This window comes from Dyella sp. Tek66A03 (assembly GCF_052567735.1).
Window position 1 is genome coordinate 1,777,231 of the sequence record NZ_CP199584.1, and the last position, 16,433, is coordinate 1,793,663.

The following is a 16,433-nucleotide window of genomic DNA, read 5'->3' on the forward strand; positions in this document are numbered from 1 at the left end:
CTTCAGGTTCGCCGCAACCGCTCCAATTGCAGCGCCGCCCATCCCAGCCACAGCAAGATCAGTGCGATCAGCACTTTCTGGGTCAGGCCTGGCGGTGCGCCTGGCCAAAGAGCCAGCAGCCACATCTGCGCGAAGGCCAGCCAGGCCAGCAGCATGCCCGCCCGACTGCCGTGTCGCAGGCGCGGATCGTGTCGCCAGCGCGATGACAACAGCAGCATGCCCATCACCAGGCACAGGAAGGTGGTTTGCGCGGCCATGCTATGGATCAACCGCGCCAAGGTTTCCTGCGGGCTGTGCTCGTAGGTGGCCGTGATGGCCACGAGTGGCAGTGTCAGCGCAGTCACGACCAACAAAACGCTTGCGAGGCAGCTGCGCTTGCGGAGATCGGATACGCGATAGCTTACCCAGGCGAGGCACGCCAGTGCAGCGGCCATCAGGTAATAAGCACAACGCAACCACGCGCCACCTGGGCCGATGAGATAGGCGCTCAGCGGCATGGCGATGGGATCAAGGTCGGCTCGCGTCCATTGCAGGACGCCCGCGGTCAGCACGAAGTTGGTCACGGCGATGAGGAGCAGGCCGATCGACAGCGACATCATGGTGCTGCGTGGAGTAGGCATCGTGTGTTTCGCGCAGTGTTGTGCAGCGGGAGCCGCGTGGGCGTGATGGTCGCACGGCGGAATTTCCGGCTGCAGCAGGAATACCAGGAACGCGCAGGCGGCGATACAAGTGCCAACCACGAAGGTCGATGGGTCGCCCGCCGGAACTAGCCCGCGGCCTCTATCGCCTGGATAGGTCCGCTAGTGGTCGGGCCACGAACCCGCTGCGGGTTCGCCTGGCGATGGAAGAGGGCACGTCAGCTGGAATCTCAAATGGGGTGAGGCGGCATTCCGATAGCCACTACCTGGCGGTTTTACCGTGATCTTTGCTGCCACGGCTTCCGCCTGGGAGCCTTCGGGCAGGTTGAAGGCTATGCCTCAGCCATGGCGACCAGCTCGGCCATGGCGCCAACTCGGCGTTTACGGCTGCTTTTTGGTGCTCTTCCTGGGCTTGGTGCCGGCTTCACTCGCCGCGATGAGTTGCTGCAGATATTGGATGCCGTCCTCTTCAGGGAAGAAGGCAACGACATCGGCCACGGTCAATCCGTAGCGCTTCTGTAGCGCAAGAAACTCAGCTCTCGCGAGGGCGAGGCGCGCGTCGTCCGTGAGCTCTTTCTGGTCCGCCTGATGCTTGCGGTCCAGGTCGGCGAGTTCTTCCTGGAAGCGCCGAAATGCGTCTTTGGGGACGGTCATGAGAGATCGTGGGTCCTGACAGGAAGGCGCATTGTCTCACGGCGACGGGGCTAGTCATTTCACCTCGAGCTGTACCGCCTTTTCCGTGCTATCCGCTCGACTGCCAGGCCGACGGCCGTGGGCGATAGCGCGAGCCGCAAAAGGGTCAGGCCATCACGGGAATGGCGACCCTTACCCGCAAACCCTTGCCGAACGGCGAGTCGAGCAGTTCGATCGATGCGTTATGCATGCGGGCCGCGCGTTGCACGATGGAGAGGCCAAGGCCGTAACCCTCGCCGCGACTCGATGCTTCGCGATGAAATCGCGCGAACACGGCATCCCGACGTTCGGGCGCAATGCCCGGGCCATCGTCGATCACTTCCAGCGTCGCTTCGTGATCATGTTGCTCGATGGCTAGCTGGACCTGGCCTCCGGCCGGCACATGGCGCAACGCATTCTCCAGCAGGTTGCGCAGCAGGGCGGCGAGCGCAGCATCGTGGCCGCGCACCCATACGGGCGAGTTCGACGGGGGAAAGGCCAGCTCCACGCCACTGCCGGCGATCACCGGCGTCAGCTCTTCGATCACATCGCCGGCCAGCTCCATGAGGTCGACCGTGGCGAGCTGGCTGGAGGCGGCACCGGCTTCGAGTTTGGCCAGTGCAAGCAGCTGCTCGATCCGGCGCGCCAGCGTACCGACGCTGTGTTGCGCGCCGGCCAGGCTGTCGTGCGCTTCGCTCAGATCATTCGTCGCCAGGGCGCTCTCGAGATTGAGCATGATCGACGCCAGCGGCGTGCGCAGTTCGTGTGCCACGTCGGCACTGAAACGTCGCTCGCGCTCCAGCGCATCCTCTTGCCGTGCCAGCTGCGCGTTGAGCGCCGTGAGTACCGGTTGCAGTTCCTGCGGAGCATGCTCCAGCGTGATCGGCTCGCGGCTGCCGGGCTCGCGTGACGATAGTGCCGAGGCAAGTGCGATCAGCGGGCGCAGGCCCCGCGCGACCGACCAGCCGATCAGCAGCGCGAGCACCGGCAGGCCGAGCAGGAAGGGCAGGCCGTGTTCGAGCCAAAGCGTGTTGATGATCTCGAGGCGAGTGTCGTAGCGCTCGGCTACGCGGATCACCATGTCGTTGGAGGTGTCGACATAGGTGTAGACGCGCCAGATATGGTGTGCCTTGCGCAGATCCTGATAAGACGAACGATCCATGGGCGTGGGTGGTAGCGGCAGCAGATTGGCCGAGCCGAGCATCAGCTTTCCATGCGGGTCAAAGACCTGAAAACCCACCTCCGACTCCCAGGTGGGAACGTCGCCGGCTGCCTGGATCACCTTTTTCTTCTGCACGCTCGCCAGTAGCCGCTCATTGCCGATCAGCCCCTGGATTCCCGTGCGCTGGACCAGGGCGCTGATCGTATGAGCGGCCTGGGCAAGCCGTCCATCGGACATTTCCTCCAGTTCCGCACTGGTGTGCGAGAAGCTGTAGATGGCCAGGGGAACCCAGACAATGAGCAGCATCGCAACGATCATCCAGCGCAGTCGCCCACGAAGGCTGTTCAGGGTCATTGAGGATCCCGCGGAATCATGTAGCCAAACGCGCGTATGTTCTGGATCGTCTCGAAGCTCAGTTTGCGTCGCAGCGAGTGCACCAGCACGTCCAGCGCGCCATCGCCCACGACTTTGTCGTTACCGTAGAGCGAGTTTTCCAGGGCGTCCCGGCGGACCAGGCGGCCGGCGCGTTCCATCAATGCCTGGAGCAAGGAAAATTCACGGCGGGTGAGCTCCACTCGCTTGTTGCGAAAAGTCACTTCTGACGTGCCAAGATCCAGGCACAGCGCGCCCACTTCGATCTTGTTCACCGCCAGTCCCTGCACGCGGCGCGTCAGCGAGCGGATACGGGCACCCAGCTCATCCAGGTGGAACGGTTTGGTGAGGTAGTCGTCCGCGCCGGCATCCAGTCCTTGTACTCTGGCCTGGACGGCATCACGGGCGGTCAATATCAACACCGGCGTCTTGATGTTGTTCTGGCGAGTTTCGAGCAGGACATCGAGGCCATCCTTGCCGGGCAGCCCTAAATCCAGCAACACGAGATCGGCCGATTCCTCACGCAGCGCGGTGGTGGCCTGACAGCCATCCAGAAGCCACGTCACGGTGTACGAAAGACGCTCGAGCGCGCGCCGTATGGCAGCGCCCAATTGCTGATCGTCTTCAACCAGAATGATATGCACAGATCCCCCGTCAGCGTTGCGATCGCGAAGCTCGTCGAATGTATGACGCTTCGCCCCCGCTGATTGTCTTGCAGGTTTGTGACAGGGCCGGGTCGGTTTGCCTCCAGGCCGGCGTCATCACCCGGTGGTGTGCGGGAGGACACGCCCGTGTTCTTCCTTGGGCCGCACGCAAACTGATGTCGGCGCGGGCCACGCAGGAATAGCGAATAGGCTCCTAAGTGGGCCCAAATATCGACGGAAGGCTAGGCTCGATGCGTGACTGGCTGAGGGACGTTCGTTTCAAGCCTGGCCACGGTGGGCTGTCAGGGAAGTGTTGCTACCGAGTTGCACTCAACAACGGTGCAATCACCTTGTCTAGTCGATCCGCCGTCCAGGCGGGCTGCTCATCCTTCCAGCCGTTGTCGACAAGTCGCCCGTCGCGGTCGATGGTAAAGCTCACCGGCAGATGCCAGATACGCCCATAGCCAGGCACGTGGGGATCGCCCAGCAGCCCGACCGGGAAACTCAGCGCGCTTGCCACGGTTTTTACCTGATCGAGCTGGTCCGGGGTATCGAGGCTGAAGCCGAGCACGACCAGGCCTTGATCGGCGTGCTCCTGCGCATAGCGAGAAAGCAGCGGTAGTTCCTCGCGGCAGGGATCGCACCAGGTAGCCCAGAACGTCACGATCACGACCTTGCCGCGCAGATCGCGCAAGTCGATCTGCTTCCCGTCCAGGGTGTTCAAGGCAATCGGCGGGGCTGTCTTGCCCACCACCAGATCGTTGGCGAGCAGGGGCTGTGCAAGCGTGGCCAGCAACAGACTGGCGCATAGGTGGCGTAGATAGTTGGGCATGGCGCGAAATGTAGACGGAGGAGTGGAAGCATCTCGTGAAGCGTTGCGGCAAAAAAACACGGCAACGCCACTTGGGGTTAGGCGGTGATTCGGGCTCACAGTTTCATGCTGATGCCTACCGTGCCGGTCCAGCGCGGGAACAACTGGTAGCCCTGCAAATGACTGTAGACGGGCACTTGCACGAAGGCATACAGCTGCAGGTTCTCGCTCAGGCTGCCGCTGATGCCCGGGCTTAGATAAGCCACTGTTCCCTCGGTGTCGGGGCGATCGGCCAGCGCACCCTGGTCCGCACTCTTGTGGAACCAGTTGATCTGTACCTGGGGTACCCAGTCGGCGTGGGCCTCATAACGCAGACCAACGCTGACGGAAGCGAGATTGCCGGGGCGGAAATCAGCGCCGGGTGCATCGAGATTCTGCTTGATCGCCGCCTGGAACTGGCCGTTGACGAAGGCGTCGAAGTCCTGGCTCACCGGCTGGAAGTAGTACGCACCCGCGATCAGGTCCGTGCTGCCGGTGCCTGCTTGCAGGCTGGTATCCAGCGACTGTCCGAGCCATGGGCCCGAGTTGAAGGTGGTGGGATGGCCCACAAGATTGCCGTCATCGCCCTGGCCACCGTAATGGCCGGTGGGCAGCTTGATGCCGAGTTGCACGCCGAAGTTGTGCGTGGGCAGGAAGCCTTGATAACTGGCCAGTACCTTGGCGTCCCCGATGCCTGCCACGTGCGCGTTGCTGATTTGGTCGGGCGCGATGGCGGCTGGCGTATAGGGCTGCAGCTGGGTGCCGTAGGTGGAGTGATCGCGTATGACATAAGGCAGCACAAGCGTCATCCCCCAGTCCGCGTTGAAGCGATACGTGGCGGAAACATTGTAGTAGCGGTTGATGGTGCGCTTTTCGATCTCTCCGCCACCCAGCGAGGGATCGGAAGGTTGGTTGACCACCTGTTGCGGCGTGGCCCGGCTGCTGCCACTGCGCAGCTGGTCCTGATCGATATAGGTGTAATCCACGTTGATGCGCCAACCGGATTCGCTGGAGTACCCCGTGGCGGCGTCCGTGCTGAGAGTGCAGCCACAGGTGGCGCACGCATGGGCTGCCTGGGGAAGCAGGCTCATGACCACGATGCCGGCGAGCCCAGCCAGAGGCGCGGTCGTGAGGCGCAGAAGTTGTGCTCGGCCAGAGGGCCGGCGACGTGGAGACCCAGGGACGTGCTCGATGGTTTGCGTGGGGGACGTGCTTGTCGAATTCATGGCGCGCATGAATGGATTTCCATGGGCAGGTGGCGACGATCGCGGTCGCTCACGTTGCGGTGTCGTCTGCGTATACCCGCGACGTGTGACCTGCGGCGTTTGGCAACGCGACATGGCACCCGCACAGGGGTGATCGCTCGAGGGAGAAGTAGACTGCCGGCAGCAAGCATGCTGCCGCAGAGTCTGCTGGTCGTTAGCCGATTAGCGGCGGTCCACGGGGATGGGCGCTCAGAATCGGCGACGCATAGGCGTCGTCGGCCATGGCCAGAATCGGAACGCCCGGGCTGGGAGCCAGCGGGAGGAGGTGCAGCACCTTGCCCGAGACGAGCAGCGAGTTGTGGTCAAGCAGAACGCAGTAGCCGCAGCGTTCCGTGGAGGCCGCGGGGCCGTCGGGCGACACCGCGGGTGCCTGGTTCCCGCCACATGGTAAGGGCAGGCGTCGTCCAGGCCGGACAGCGGGCCCGTTATCGGCATGCTTCGCGAAATGGCTGGCATCACGACAATAAGCAGCATGGCCAGCATCGCCAGCCATGCCACGAATTGACGAGGAGCCTTTCGTTGAAACACCGCAATTCCCAGGGCGCGAGCGCGCATTCAGCGCGTCAATCTAGCATGAGTCAGGCAGTCACATCGCCGGTGAGACAAGGCCTTGCGCGGCGTGAGCCAAGTCAGGTGCGCAGGACTTGCCTTTGATCTGTCGTTTCGCGTTCCGGTGCGGCCTTCACTTCGACGGAACGGAAGCGAGCAAGTCCGAGACGCCGAACCAGAACAGCTGCACGCCAATGCAAAAAATCACGAAGGCGAACAGCCTCATGGCGACCTGGGTGCCAATGGCACCTAGCAGCCTTTCCAGATCTCCCGCGAAGCGCACGCAGATATAGATGCTTGCGCAGAGGATGACGAGTGCCGCACCCACGCCCACAAAGTGGCCCACCGACGGTCCTTCACGTGGTGAGCCCGTGCCAAGCGCAATGGCCACGGCGATGGAGCCAGGACCGACCGTGAGTGGGAGCGTCAAGGGATAGAACGCTTTGGCAGCCAGTGAGCCTTCGTTCTTGTGGGCCTGCAGCGCCTGCGCTTCGTCGCCGCTGTCTTCGTCGTCCGGCTTTTGCAGCAGGTTCCAGCCGGCCATGCCGATGACCAGGCCACCGGCCACACGAAGCACCGGAATGGAAATGCCAAAGAAGGACAACACATAGGCGCCGATCAAAAGCGAGCCCAGCAAGATGGCGAAGCTATTGATGGTGATGCGCCGAGCCAGGTCGGCCAGGTCGGCCGGCGTCGCATGTGGCATGAGGCTCAGCACGATGAGGGCCGATGCCGGAGGGTTGATGATGGGGAATAGACCCGTGACAAGCAGCAGGACGGTCTGGGTGACTTCTTTCAGCATGGCGCGTGGCCCCGGGAAGGACGGACGAACGCAGTTCCGAATGTCGGCGACGATCTTGCAATGCCAAGATATAAGGGTTCCGCTGCACATTCGTGGTCGCGCGCGTGGATGCTTGCGCCACTCATGACCGACACCTGTCGAGCCATCTACCACCGTGGTCGGCGCGCGCAGGTCTGGTGTTTTCCTGAGCTAAGTTGAAGTTGAAAACGTGAAGCGCCCGTGATCGAAAGGCTGCCTGCCACCGCGAACCTGATGGCCAGAGTCCGGTCGGCCGGTACGCCAGTGCGCGGGTAACGATGCCGCGTCGGGACCTGGGCCAAAAGGAAAGCCCCGCCAGCGAGGCGACGCGGGAAACATGGAGTGTCGCTTCCGGGACAGCCCGGACGCTGATAGGCTGGCCTTTACTCTGTTGAGCGAGCTAAACCGCAATGGGTCAGTTTTCGCAAATCAACGCCGTGATCGAGGCCTATACCGACTGGGCCCGGCCATGGATGTTCTATGACAGTGTGGTCGCGATCGAACGACTCGCGGACGACGAACGCTCCCTGATTACCGCCATCTGGTCGGAAGGCTGCAACGAGCGTCACTGGTCGGATGGATCCGTGCCCGAGGGGTCAGCTGCGGCAGAACTTGCTCTGGAGCAGTCGTTTCCCGCGCTCTCGGCGAAAGCGCGCAGTCGCGTCGTGCGGGCAGCCGCTTATCAGTGGAAATGACCCCGGCCTGATGTTCGCGCCGATGTAGAGCACTAAGCTCCACAAGCTTTCGCGCGTGTCCCTGCGCGTGTCCGGTTGCCGTGACTTCGTACACCACGCGCCATGGTTAGGGAGTACGGTCAGGGTCACGCGGTTCGCCATCGGGTGCGTTGGGGCTTGTGGCGAGCAACGCCCGATCACCACCGGCCTTTTTTGCGTGATACATGGCATGGTCGGCTGCCTTCGTGAGCAGGTCCGGATCCTCGCTATGCGCGGGAAAGTTGGCGACGCCGATACTGGTTGATATCCGAACGCGCTGGTCCGCGAGATCGAAGGGCGCACTGAGAGCCTCGCGGATTCGCTCGGCGACGTCCATGCCGTGGCCGGGCGACTGGATCGCGTTGAGAAGGACGACGAATTCGTCGCCACCGACGCGCCCTACGACATCGCATTCACGCAGGCAACGACGGATGCGGGCTGCCACCTCGCAAAGCAGCAGGTCGCCAATGTGGTGTCCGAAGCTGTCGTTGACCTGCTTGAATCGGTCCAGATCAATGTAGAGCAGGGACACGTGACTCTGGTGGCGTCTTGCGTTGTCCAGCGCGATGTCGAACTGGCGGTAGAAGAGTTTGCGATTCGGCAGATCGGTCAAGGAATCGTGCTGTGCGAGGTGATGCAGTCGTGCCTCCGACAGCTTGCGCTCGACCGCCGCGGCAACCTGGGTGGAAACGAGTTGCAGCAGCTCCTTGTCTGCCTCGGTATACCGTGTGGCGTCCGAATAACTCTTTATGACCAGCGCCCCGACCGTGCCGTCCTTGGAGTTCAATGGCACGCCCAGCCAATGCAGTGCGCCCTCGTTGGCGTCAAGGGAGCCATCCGATCGTGGCGCCATGGAGGCGGAAGGACTTTGCAGTGTCGGTTGCCCGGTCCGGATCACCTGGGCGATGAGCGTGTCGGCGTCCAGGTTTTGTGGCTGGAGCTCTCCCGCCTGTTCGTCGACTGCATACGGAAAGCTGATCTCACCGGATTTCCGGTCGAACAGGGCGACCGCGAAGTTCTCTGCCGGCACGAGTTCGCCGATGATCCGATGCGTCTGTTCGAACAGGTCATGCAGGCTTTCTGCCGCATGTGTCGCCTCGGCAATGGCGTGAAGCGCCGAGCGTAGCGACTCGCCACGTTTGAGCTCGGTGATGTCGCGAGCGACGGCGATTCTTACCTGGTCGGCTTCCGACCAGCGTGCCGACCACATGATGTGGACGACTTCGCCATTCTTGCGAATGTAGCGATTGTGAAAGTGTGACTTGTGCTGTCCTGCCATGATCTCCGCGGCCGTGCGTAGCGTGATCTCGCGGTCCTCGGGATGCACCAGCTCGATCATCCGCGTGCCGATGACCTCGTCGGGCGCATAACCGAAGATGCGCTCGAACGCGGCGCTGACGAAGACGTAGCGCCCTTCGGCATCGACCACGCAAATGGCGTCCAGCAACAGATCCAGAATCTTGTTCAGCGGCGTGAGTGCATTCGTTTCCATCGGACCTCGACCACTGGCAAACACTTTGGGATCCCCACCCAGACGGAAGCAAGACTTGTGCCCCGAATCACGAGATACGCCAAGGCATTGAACCATCTAGGGATCGGTCCGTGAAGGGCATGATCCTGCAGGAAGGTGGCAGCGGGCCGAGCGCGGGGCATGGGATCTGGGGTCAGCTTTTGACCATGGACGACTGCACCTGGGCGAGCATCCACAGTCTCGTGACACCCGGAGATGGCCTGAGGGCAGTCTAGCCTGCCCGCACATGACCCGCCGGCCTGAATCGTGCCCGTGAGGGCGGCGCTTGAGGCATCTTGCTGCGACGCGCCATCCTGCGTATGATGCGCTCCACTGTATTAACGCATTAGTACATTATGAAGCGTCGATCGATCGATCCCGAGACCCCGGCCGAATCCGCCGAACTCAGCCTGTGCGAGGCATTGCTCTCGCTCAAAAATGCCGACGAGATGTCGGCGTTCCTGCACGACCTGTGCACGCCGGCCGAACTTGAGGTGATGATCGACCGCTGGCGCGTGGTGCCGTACCTGCTGGATGGCGTCTCCTATCGCGAGATTCACGAGCGCACGGCCGTGAGCATCACCACCATCGGCCGCGTGGCGCGCTATCTCAATCAGGGCAGCGGCGGTTATCTCGCCGCAGGCGCCCGTGCCGCCCGTCGTCGGTCGGCGAGCAAAAAGGCAAAGGCATGAAACCGCGGGACAGACTTCGTATCGCGATGCAAAAATCCGGCCGGCTCACGGAGCCCGCGCTGGAACTGCTCAATCGTTGCGGCCTCACGTTTCGTCAAAGCCGGGACAAGTTGTTCTGCTTCGGCGAAGGCGAGCCAGTCGATCTGTTGCTGGTACGCGACGACGATATTCCCGGGCTGATCGCGCAGGGCGTATGCGACCTGGGCATCGTGGGGCGCAACGTACTTGGCGAGTACCAGCTCACCGCCGGTCGCGAAGGCCCCGCGTTGGCCGAATGGCGCCCGCTCGGTTTCGGGCGCTGCCGCTTGTCCATCGCGGTGCCCCAGGAGCTCGACTACCACGATGCCGCTCAATTGAATGGCCAGCGCATCGCCACCTCCTATCCCGGCCTGCTGGGAGCGTGGTTGCGGACGCGGGGCGTGCAGGCTGGCGTGGTCACCTTGGCCGGTTCCGTGGAGATTGCGCCACGCCTGGGCACGGCCGATGCCATCTGCGACCTGGTGCAAAGCGGCGGCACCCTGGTAGCGAATCAATTGCGCGAGGCCGAGGTGCTGCTGGAAAGCGAAGCCGTGCTAGCGGGCCCGCAGGTGCTGCCGGTCGACGAGCGTGGCGACATGATCGATCTGCTGCTCAAGCGGCTGGACGGCGTGATTCAAGTGCGCGAATCGCGCCTGCTGCTGCTGCAGACCTCGCGTGGTGCGCTCGATGCGGTGATCCGCCTGTTGCCCGGTGGCCCGCAGCCGACGCTGTTGCCGCTAGCTGGTCAGCCCGATCAGCTGATGCTGCAGGCGCTGTGTGCCGGTGAGGTGAGCTGGCGCCAGCTGGAAGAAATCAAGAAGGCGGGCGCGCGCGAAATGTTCGTGCTGCCGGTCGAAAAGATGCTTGCGTGATGCGGGCGGAAGCGAGAGGTAGCAAAGCATGAACCGCCTGAACTGGAATTCGCTGGATGGGGCCGGTCAGCGCGCGGCGTTGGCCCGGCCACCGCAATCACGCGCGGATAGCCTGCGTAGCGGCGTCGAACAAATCGTTGCGCGTGTGCGCGCCGACGGCGATAGCGCGCTGCGCGAATTGAGCGCTCGTTTTGACCGCTGCCAGCTCGTCGCCATCGAAGTTACGGAAGAGGAATTTCGCGCAGCCGAAGCGAAGCTGGCACCCGAACTGAAGGCCGCCATCGACGAGGCCGCAGCACGTATCGAAGCATTCCACCGCGCAACGGCACCCACCCCCGTCGCGCTGGATACGGCGAACGGCGTGCGCGTGGAGCGCGTGCTGCGCGCGGTCGGCCGGGTGGGACTGTATGTGCCGGCAGGGAGCGCGCCGCTGCCTTCGACCGCGCTGATGCTGGGCGTCCCGGCGCGCATTGCCGGCTGCCGCGAGGTCGTACTGTGTTCGCCGGCTCGCGCTGATGGTTGTTGCGACGAGGCCGTGCTTTACGCGGCGCGAAGCAACGGCGTCCACAAGGTGTTCAAGCTAGGTGGGGCCCAGGCCATCGCTGCCATGGCCTATGGCACGGCGTCGGTGCCCAAGTGCGACAAGCTTTTCGGGCCGGGCAATGCCTGGGTCACCGAAGCGAAGTTGCAGGTCTCCGCCGACCCGGACGGCGCCGCTATCGATATGCCGGCGGGTCCTTCCGAGGTCCTGGTGATTGCGGATGCCGACGCCAATCCGGTTTTTGTGGCAGCCGACCTGCTGTCGCAAGCCGAACATGGCCCCGACTCGCAGGTGATCCTGCTGAGTCCGGCGACGGCGATGCTCGATGCGGTGGCCGCGGAGGTAGCGCGTCAATGTGCGGCGTTGCCGCGCGCGGAGATTGCCGAACAAGCGCTTGCGCAGAGCCGGCTGATCGCGGTGGATTCGCTGGCCCAGGCGATCGACGTAAGCAATCGCTACGCGCCGGAACATCTGATTCTGCAGGTGAACAACCCGCGCGAACTGCTCGATGGCATCGAAAGCGCGGGCTCGGTTTTTCTCGGCGCATGGACCCCCGAATCGGTTGGCGACTACTGCAGCGGCAGCAATCACGTACTGCCGACCTATGGCTATGCGCGCAGCTATAGCGGCGTTTCCGTGGCCAGTTACCAGAAACAGATCACCGTGCAGGAAGTATCGCCGGAGGGGCTGCGTACGATCGGGCCCTGTACTGTCACCCTGGCCGCTGCCGAACAGCTGGAGGCACACCGCCGGGCGGTGACCTTGCGCCTGGCGGCGCTGGAGGACGCGGCATGAGCGTGCTCGATCTGGCGCGTGCCGAGATTCGCGCCATGCAGCCGTACTCTTCTGCGCGCATGGAAGCCAGCGGCGGCGCGATCATGCTCAACGCCAACGAGTCGGCATGGGCGCCACCGGGCGACGATGGCCTGGGCTGCAATCGCTATCCGGATCCCCAGCCCCAGGCCTTGCTCGATGCGTTGGCGACGCTCTATGGCGTGCGTTCGAACCAGGTCCTGGTGGGGCGCGGCAGCGATGAGGCCATCGACTTACTGGTGCGTGCCTTCTGCCGCGCGGGCCAGGATGCCATCGCCATCCAGCCACCCACGTTCGGGATGTATGCGGTGTCCGCGCGCATTCAGGGCGCGGCCGTGGTGGAAGTGCCATTGAGCCCATCGTTCACGCTCGATGTGGACGCGCTGCTGGCTGCGCTGAGGCCGGCCGTCAAGCTGGTGTTCGTCTGCACGCCCAACAATCCCACCGGACAACAGGTGACACAGGCTGAGATCGTGCGCCTTGCGCAGGCGTTGAGCGGCCGCGCCCTGCTGGTGGTTGACGAGGCCTATATTGAGTTCTCGGATGCCGCGAGCGTGGCAGGCCTGATCAATCGCTACGACAACCTCGCCGTGCTGCGCACATTGTCCAAAGCCTGGGCGCTGGCCGGCGCGCGCATCGGCAGCTTGCTGGCGAACGAAGAGGTCATCGCGTTGCTCCGGCGTATCATGCCGCCTTATCCACTACCGCGGCCGTGTGTGGATCTGGCGCTGGAAGCGCTCTCCGAGCGTGGCCAGGCGATCGCGCGCGGGCATGTCGAGGTCGTGAGGCAAGAGCGTCAACGCATGCGGGCCGCGCTGGCGGTTCTGCCCGGCGTACGCCAGGTATTGCCGTCCCAAGCCAACTTTCTCGCCGTACGCTTCGATGACGCCGCTGCCGCGTACCAAGGCTTGCTGGGCGCCGGCATTGTCGTGCGCGACGTGCGCCGATATCCCCAGCTAGGCGATGCGCTGCGCATCACCATCGGAACGCCGGAAGAGAACGATAGGGTTCTCACCGCATTGCAGGACGTTTTTGCATGAGCCGCAAGATCCTCTTTATTGATCGCGACGGTTGTCTGATCGAGGAGCCTGAAGACTTCCAGATCGACAGCTACGAAAAGTTCGCCCTGCTACCCGGCGTCATCGCGGCCTTGCAGCGTTGCGTGGGGGCAGGTTACGAACTGGTGATGGTGACCAACCAGGACGGCCTGGGCACGGGAAGTTTTCCTGAGACCGATTTTATCGGGCCGCACGAGTTGCTTATGCGCATACTCGAATCCCAGGGCATCCGCGTTCGCGAAGTGCTGATCGACCGCAGCTTCCTGCACGAGCGCAAAGACACACGCAAGCCCGGGATCGGCATGCTTCGTCACTATCTGGCCGATGACGGCTGGAGTCGAGCGGCATCCGCCATGGTCGGCGATCGCGATACGGACCTGCAGTTTGCCGACAATATGGGTGTGCGTGGCTTCAAGGTGGGAGTGCACGGCTTGAGCTGGGACGAGATCGTGCACCAGTTGCTCGACGCACCACGCATGGCGACAGTGGAGCGCAATACACGCGAAACCCGCATTACGGTAAGCGTCAACCTGGACAAGCCGGCGGAACCGCAGATCCATACCGGTCTCGGCTTCTTCGATCACATGCTGGAGCAGATCGGCAAGCACGGCGGTTTCGCGCTGGCGCTACGCTGCGACGGCGACACGCAGATCGATGAGCACCACACCATCGAGGATTGCGGCCTGGCACTTGGCCAGGCGTTGAAGCAGGCGCTGGGCGACAAGCGCGGCATCGGCCGATACGGCTACGAGCCGAACGACCTGCCTCGCCAAGAAACCAACCCGCAAGGACAGCATGATTTCACCTTGCCGATGGACGAAGCGCAGGCCAGCGCCACGCTGGATCTTTCCGGGCGTCCATACTTCGTGTTTGACGGGCAATTCCCGCGTGAGCGTGTAGGTGACGTGCCGACCGAACTGGTCCCGCACTTCTTTCGCTCGCTGAGCGAGACGCTCGGCGCCAACCTGCACCTGAAAGTGCGGGGCGACAATGCACACCACATGGTCGAGGCCTGTTTCAAGGTGGTGGCGCGTACTTTGCGCCAGGCCATCCGGCGCGAGGGCAACGAGTTGCCGAGCACCAAGGGAGCGCTGTAGTGAGCGTGGTCCTGGTCGATGCCGGTGGCACCAATATCGGTTCGGTACGCTATGCACTGCAGCGACTGGGAGTCGATGCGGCACTGACCTCGGACGCCGCCGCGATTCGCGCCGCCGACAAGGTGATTCTGCCTGGTGTGGGGGCGGCGGGGCCGGGCATGGCCCGCTTGCGCGAGCTTGGCCTGGTCGACTTGATGCGCTCGCTGACCCAGCCGGTGCTGGGCGTATGCCTGGGCATGCAACTGCTGTGCGAACGCTCGGAGGAGGGCGATGTCGACTGTCTGGGCGTCGTGCCGGCTACGGTACGTCGCTTTGTCGAACAACCCGGATTGCGTGTCCCACACATGGGCTGGAACCGCTTGCAGCGCCAACGCGAGCATGCGCTGCTGGCGGGTCTCGCTGAGCAGGAATGGGCCTATTTCGTGCACAGCTATGCCGTGCCCAACGGCGACTACGCGCTGGCGACGACCGACTACGGCGGCGAATTCGCCGCAGTGATCGCACGCGGTAATTTCCATGGTATGCAATTCCACCCGGAGCGCTCGGCCAAGGTCGGCGCACGCTTGCTTAAGAACTTTCTCGAGCTATGACTTTTACTGTCCTTCCGGCGATCGACCTGCGCAACGGCCGTGTGGTGCGGCTCAAGCAGGGCGATTACGCCCAGCAGACCACCTATGCATTTGATCCGCGCGCATTGGCGCGAAGCTACGCCGACGCGGGTGCAGCGTGGTTGCATCTGGTGGACCTGGACGGCGCGCGCGGCGGCAGCCTGGACAACCTGTCGGTGATCGAGGCGATTGCCAGCGACGGCATGCGCGTGCAGGCCGGCGGTGGCGTTCGGGCCGAGCCGGATGTACGGCGTCTGTTCGATGCTGGGGTATCGCGTGTCGTGCTGGGCAGCCTGGCCATACGCGAGCCGGAGATGGTTGCCGGTTGGCTCGCCTCCTACGGCGTCGAGCGCTTCACGCTGGCGCTCGATACGCTGCAGAAGGAGGGCGCATGGACGCTGCCAAGCGCGGGCTGGACGGAAGCGGAGTCCAGCACGCTGGACGATCTCGCGCCCTGGTATGCCGAGCGTGGAGCGAAACATCTGTTGTGCACCGATATCAAGCGTGACGGCATGCTGGCCGGCTTCAATCTCGACCTGTATCGCTACCTTGCCACCGCCGTGCCCTCGCTCGCCGTGCAGGCATCGGGCGGCGTACGTTCGCTCGACGATATTCGGGCAGCACGCGAGGCGGGAGCGCGCGGCGTGATCCTCGGTCGGGCCTTGTTGGAGGGGCAGTTCTCCGTCGCCGAGGCACTGACATGCTGAGCCGCCGCATCATTCCCTGCCTCGACGTTCGCGACGGCAAGGTCGTCAAGGGCGTTCGTTTTCGCGATCACGTGGTAATGGGCGAGATCGTCGATCTGGCCCTGCGTTATCGCGACGAAGGCGCCGACGAGCTGGTGTTCTACGACATCACGGCCAGTCCCGAGGGGCGCAGCGTCGATCGCGGATGGGTTGAGCGGGTGGCGCGGGAAATCGACATACCCTTCTGCGTAGCGGGCGGTATCCGCAGCACAGAAGAAGCGCGTGCTGTGCTGCACGCAGGGGCCGACAAGATCTCGGTGAATTCGCCAGCGCTTGAGTGGCCGGAGCTGATCGATGAGCTTGCCGCTGCCTTCGGGGTCCAATGCGTGGTCGTGGGTGTCGATAGCCTGCGCGATGCGGATGGCGAATGGCGGGTGCGCCAGTACACCGGCGATCCGTCGAAGACGCAGTCGCTCGCTCGTCGCAGCCTGGACTGGATCATCGAAGCGCAGCAACGCGGCGCCGGCGAAATCGTGCTCAATTGCATGGACAGCGATGGAGTGCGCAATGGCTATGACCTGGAACAGCTGGCGGCCGTTCGCGCGATCTGCCAGGTTCCCTTGATCGCGTCCGGTGGCGCAGGCGCGCCCGAGCATTTCCGTGATGCATTCGCGCAGGCCGATGTCGACGGTGCACTCGCCGCCAGCGTTTTCCACTCGGGCACCATCGCCATTCCCATGCTCAAGCAGTGGCTGGGCGAGCAGGGTGTCGTAGTCAGATTCTAGGCGGAGGCAGCGTCGCCGTACGCAAAACCGGCCGAGACTTCCGCTCGCTCGGTTTGCCGCAGTTGTCA

Annotated in this window: 18 protein-coding genes; 9 read left to right on the top strand and 9 right to left on the bottom strand. The window is 63.5% G+C overall.

All coding sequences use genetic code 11. The features are described 5' to 3' along the window. Positions 1 to 2 precede the first annotated feature (2 nt). From ACT01B_RS07900 to ACT01B_RS07935, 8 genes are all read right to left on the bottom strand, one after another. A complete protein-coding gene (locus tag ACT01B_RS07900) occupies positions 3 to 620 on the bottom strand; it encodes a DUF998 domain-containing protein (RefSeq protein WP_445146813.1) in 618 nt (205 codons plus the stop codon). A 399-nt stretch (positions 621 to 1,019) separates the two neighbouring features. After that, entirely contained in the window at positions 1,020 to 1,292 is a 273-nt protein-coding gene (locus ACT01B_RS07905) for a 2-hydroxyacyl-CoA dehydratase (RefSeq protein WP_445146814.1), read from the bottom strand. A gap of 145 nt (positions 1,293 to 1,437) precedes the next feature. Continuing rightward, positions 1,438 to 2,826 carry an ATP-binding protein gene (locus ACT01B_RS07910; protein ID WP_445146815.1) on the bottom strand — a complete coding sequence of 463 codons (1,389 nt, stop codon included), beginning with the start codon at positions 2,824 to 2,826 and terminating at the stop codon, positions 1,438 to 1,440. After that, positions 2,823 to 3,488, bottom strand: a complete 666-nt coding sequence (locus tag ACT01B_RS07915) for a response regulator (RefSeq protein ID WP_445146816.1) — start codon at positions 3,486 to 3,488, stop codon at positions 2,823 to 2,825. The genes ACT01B_RS07910 and ACT01B_RS07915 overlap by 4 nt, the downstream gene beginning before the upstream one ends. Positions 3,489 to 3,804: 316 nt before the next feature. After that, positions 3,805 to 4,320 carry a peroxiredoxin family protein gene (locus tag ACT01B_RS07920; protein ID WP_445146817.1) on the bottom strand — a complete coding sequence of 172 codons (516 nt, stop codon included), beginning with the start codon at positions 4,318 to 4,320 and terminating at the stop codon, positions 3,805 to 3,807. A gap of 95 nt (positions 4,321 to 4,415) precedes the next feature. Continuing rightward, positions 4,416 to 5,429: a transporter gene (locus ACT01B_RS07925; protein WP_445146818.1), complete on the bottom strand. Its 1,014-nt coding sequence runs from the start codon at positions 5,427 to 5,429 to the stop codon at positions 4,416 to 4,418. Between the two features lie 328 nt (positions 5,430 to 5,757). Then, on the bottom strand, positions 5,758 to 6,096 hold the full coding sequence (locus ACT01B_RS07930) for a DUF2946 family protein (protein WP_445146819.1): 339 nt from the start codon (positions 6,094 to 6,096) through the stop codon (positions 5,758 to 5,760). A gap of 189 nt (positions 6,097 to 6,285) precedes the next feature. After that, the gene (locus tag ACT01B_RS07935) at positions 6,286 to 6,954 is read right to left on the bottom strand and encodes a MarC family protein (protein WP_445146820.1); all 669 of its coding nucleotides are present in this window, start codon (positions 6,952 to 6,954) and stop codon (positions 6,286 to 6,288) included. A gap of 428 nt (positions 6,955 to 7,382) precedes the next feature. Between ACT01B_RS07935 and ACT01B_RS07940 the strand changes: the two genes are divergently transcribed. After that, positions 7,383 to 7,667, top strand: coding sequence for a hypothetical protein (locus ACT01B_RS07940; protein WP_445146821.1), 285 nt, complete (start codon positions 7,383 to 7,385; stop codon positions 7,665 to 7,667). Between the two features lie 106 nt (positions 7,668 to 7,773). Here ACT01B_RS07940 and ACT01B_RS07945 read toward each other — a convergent pair whose 3' ends face one another. Continuing rightward, complete coding sequence (locus ACT01B_RS07945) at positions 7,774 to 9,177, bottom strand: diguanylate cyclase domain-containing protein (RefSeq protein ID WP_445146822.1); 1,404 nt, start codon at positions 9,175 to 9,177, stop codon at positions 7,774 to 7,776. A gap of 374 nt (positions 9,178 to 9,551) precedes the next feature. Between ACT01B_RS07945 and ACT01B_RS07950 the strand changes: the two genes are divergently transcribed. From ACT01B_RS07950 to hisF, 8 genes are read left to right on the top strand one after another with little or no spacing between them, the layout of a single operon-like run. Next, entirely contained in the window at positions 9,552 to 9,887 is a 336-nt protein-coding gene (locus ACT01B_RS07950) for a YerC/YecD family TrpR-related protein (RefSeq protein WP_445146823.1), read from the top strand. Next, positions 9,884 to 10,777 carry an ATP phosphoribosyltransferase gene (gene hisG, locus ACT01B_RS07955; RefSeq protein WP_445146824.1) on the top strand — a complete coding sequence of 298 codons (894 nt, stop codon included), beginning with the start codon at positions 9,884 to 9,886 and terminating at the stop codon, positions 10,775 to 10,777. The genes ACT01B_RS07950 and hisG overlap by 4 nt, the downstream gene beginning before the upstream one ends. Before the next feature lie 28 nt (positions 10,778 to 10,805). Further along, a complete protein-coding gene (hisD, locus tag ACT01B_RS07960; protein ID WP_445146825.1) occupies positions 10,806 to 12,113 on the top strand; it encodes a histidinol dehydrogenase in 1,308 nt (435 codons plus the stop codon). Beyond that, complete coding sequence (gene hisC, locus ACT01B_RS07965; protein WP_445146826.1) at positions 12,110 to 13,171, top strand: histidinol-phosphate transaminase; 1,062 nt, start codon at positions 12,110 to 12,112, stop codon at positions 13,169 to 13,171. Before hisD ends, hisC begins: the two co-directional genes overlap by 4 nt. Next, entirely contained in the window at positions 13,168 to 14,286 is a 1,119-nt protein-coding gene (gene hisB / locus ACT01B_RS07970) for a bifunctional histidinol-phosphatase/imidazoleglycerol-phosphate dehydratase HisB (protein ID WP_445146827.1), read from the top strand. Before hisC ends, hisB begins: the two co-directional genes overlap by 4 nt. After that, positions 14,286 to 14,876, top strand: coding sequence for an imidazole glycerol phosphate synthase subunit HisH (hisH, locus tag ACT01B_RS07975; protein WP_445146828.1), 591 nt, complete (start codon positions 14,286 to 14,288; stop codon positions 14,874 to 14,876). The genes hisB and hisH overlap by 1 nt, the downstream gene beginning before the upstream one ends. Then, positions 14,873 to 15,601, top strand: a complete 729-nt coding sequence (gene hisA / locus ACT01B_RS07980; protein ID WP_445146829.1) for a 1-(5-phosphoribosyl)-5-[(5-phosphoribosylamino)methylideneamino]imidazole-4-carboxamide isomerase — start codon at positions 14,873 to 14,875, stop codon at positions 15,599 to 15,601. Before hisH ends, hisA begins: the two co-directional genes overlap by 4 nt. Further along, on the top strand, positions 15,595 to 16,365 hold the full coding sequence (gene hisF, locus ACT01B_RS07985) for an imidazole glycerol phosphate synthase subunit HisF (protein WP_445146830.1): 771 nt from the start codon (positions 15,595 to 15,597) through the stop codon (positions 16,363 to 16,365). The genes hisA and hisF overlap by 7 nt, the downstream gene beginning before the upstream one ends. The last annotated feature ends 68 nt before the right edge of the window (positions 16,366 to 16,433 follow it).

What these genes read in the sequence shown, in the direction of transcription:
- ACT01B_RS07900 (WP_445146813.1), bottom strand. Translation starts at nt 620, where the DNA reads ATGCCTACTCCACGCAGCACCATGATGTCGCTGTCGATCGGCCTGCTC.
- ACT01B_RS07905 (WP_445146814.1), bottom strand. Translation starts at nt 1,292, where the DNA reads ATGACCGTCCCCAAAGACGCATTTCGGCGCTTCCAGGAAGAACTCGCC.
- ACT01B_RS07910 (WP_445146815.1), bottom strand. Translation starts at nt 2,826, where the DNA reads ATGACCCTGAACAGCCTTCGTGGGCGACTGCGCTGGATGATCGTTGCG.
- ACT01B_RS07920 (WP_445146817.1), bottom strand. Translation starts at nt 4,320, where the DNA reads ATGCCCAACTATCTACGCCACCTATGCGCCAGTCTGTTGCTGGCCACG.
- ACT01B_RS07925 (WP_445146818.1), bottom strand. Translation starts at nt 5,429, where the DNA reads ATGAGCCTGCTTCCCCAGGCAGCCCATGCGTGCGCCACCTGTGGCTGC.
- ACT01B_RS07930 (WP_445146819.1), bottom strand. Translation starts at nt 6,096, where the DNA reads ATGGCTGGCGATGCTGGCCATGCTGCTTATTGTCGTGATGCCAGCCAT.
- ACT01B_RS07935 (WP_445146820.1), bottom strand. Translation starts at nt 6,954, where the DNA reads ATGCTGAAAGAAGTCACCCAGACCGTCCTGCTGCTTGTCACGGGTCTA.
- ACT01B_RS07940 (WP_445146821.1), top strand. Translation starts at nt 7,383, where the DNA reads ATGGGTCAGTTTTCGCAAATCAACGCCGTGATCGAGGCCTATACCGAC.
- ACT01B_RS07945 (WP_445146822.1), bottom strand. Translation starts at nt 9,177, where the DNA reads ATGGAAACGAATGCACTCACGCCGCTGAACAAGATTCTGGATCTGTTG.
- ACT01B_RS07950 (WP_445146823.1), top strand. Translation starts at nt 9,552, where the DNA reads ATGAAGCGTCGATCGATCGATCCCGAGACCCCGGCCGAATCCGCCGAA.
- hisG (WP_445146824.1), top strand. Translation starts at nt 9,884, where the DNA reads ATGAAACCGCGGGACAGACTTCGTATCGCGATGCAAAAATCCGGCCGG.
- hisD (WP_445146825.1), top strand. Translation starts at nt 10,806, where the DNA reads ATGAACCGCCTGAACTGGAATTCGCTGGATGGGGCCGGTCAGCGCGCG.
- hisC (WP_445146826.1), top strand. Translation starts at nt 12,110, where the DNA reads ATGAGCGTGCTCGATCTGGCGCGTGCCGAGATTCGCGCCATGCAGCCG.
- hisB (WP_445146827.1), top strand. Translation starts at nt 13,168, where the DNA reads ATGAGCCGCAAGATCCTCTTTATTGATCGCGACGGTTGTCTGATCGAG.
- hisA (WP_445146829.1), top strand. Translation starts at nt 14,873, where the DNA reads ATGACTTTTACTGTCCTTCCGGCGATCGACCTGCGCAACGGCCGTGTG.
- hisF (WP_445146830.1), top strand. Translation starts at nt 15,595, where the DNA reads ATGCTGAGCCGCCGCATCATTCCCTGCCTCGACGTTCGCGACGGCAAG.